Raw genomic sequence first — 968 nt, 5'->3', positions numbered from 1 at the left:
AATTATTCGTGAAGGGTTGGTGAGGGTGGCATAACCTTATGAAAAGCTGTATTTTTTGGTTGTTCCGACCGAAAGCTACAGTTTCGAAGGCAGGCCCCCTCACCATGAAGCAATCTATCCCCACCGTGCCAGTTTTGTCACCCGTGAATGGCAAGTCCGTGTTGATAAATTTCGATGGGGCGGACATGAGTTCGGATGCGGGCCTGACGCTTCTGCGGGAGGTCGAGCGTCGGATGAGCTTATCTGGCGTGTTGGCATCCTGCCTTGCCGATCCTCGCGATCCATCGAAGGTCCGGCACAGTCTGGAAGACATTATCCGGTTCCGCATGATGATGATTGCCGCGGGGTATGAAGATGGCAATGACGCCGCCGATCTGCGGCATGACCCGTCCTTCAAGATGGCGCTCGATCGCAACCCGCAGACAGGGGCCGCGCTGTGCTCGCAGCCGACAATCTCGCGGATGGAGAACTTGCCCACCCAGCGTGATCTGATCCGGATGGCGCGGGCGATGGTCCGTTTCTACTGCCAATCCTTTGCGCGTGTGCCCGGGCGGATCGTATTGGATATCGACGACACATTTGATGCGGCTCATGGGCACCAGCAGTTGCGCCTGTTCAACGCCTACTATGACGAATACGGCTTCCAGCCCATTGTCGTCTTTGACGGGGAAGGACGGCTGGTCGGGGCCTTGCTACGTCCGGCCCGTCGGCCGAAAGGGGCGGAGAGTGCCGCACATCTGCGTCGCTTGATCCGGGAAATCCGCAAGCACTGGCCCAAGACCGCGATCCTGCTGCGGGCGGATAGCCATTACTGCACACCGGAGGTTCTGGATCTGTGTGACCAGCTGGGCTTGCGTTATGTCCTTGGCTTGAGCCGCAATACGCGCCTTCAGGAGGAGGTCCAAACTCTGGAGGCTTCGACGGCAGCGCGTTACACCCGCGACACGGGTCACAAGGTCAGACGGTTC

The 968-nt window shown here is 58.8% G+C and carries 1 protein-coding gene; it reads left to right on the top strand.

Annotation, left to right across the window (positions count from 1 at the left end; all coding sequences use genetic code 11):
• Positions 1–104: 104 nt before the first annotated feature.
• A partial coding sequence (locus C5F46_RS16205) for an IS1380 family transposase (RefSeq protein ID WP_107326315.1) occupies positions 105–968 on the top strand: 864 nt, incomplete at its 3' end.

Origin of the sequence: Phaeovulum veldkampii DSM 11550 (genome assembly GCF_003034995.1) — a bacterium.
GTDB lineage: Bacteria > Pseudomonadota > Alphaproteobacteria > Rhodobacterales > Rhodobacteraceae > Phaeovulum > Phaeovulum veldkampii.
Note: the sequence above shows the minus strand (reverse complement) of the source record. Positions and strands in the feature narration are given on the sequence as shown.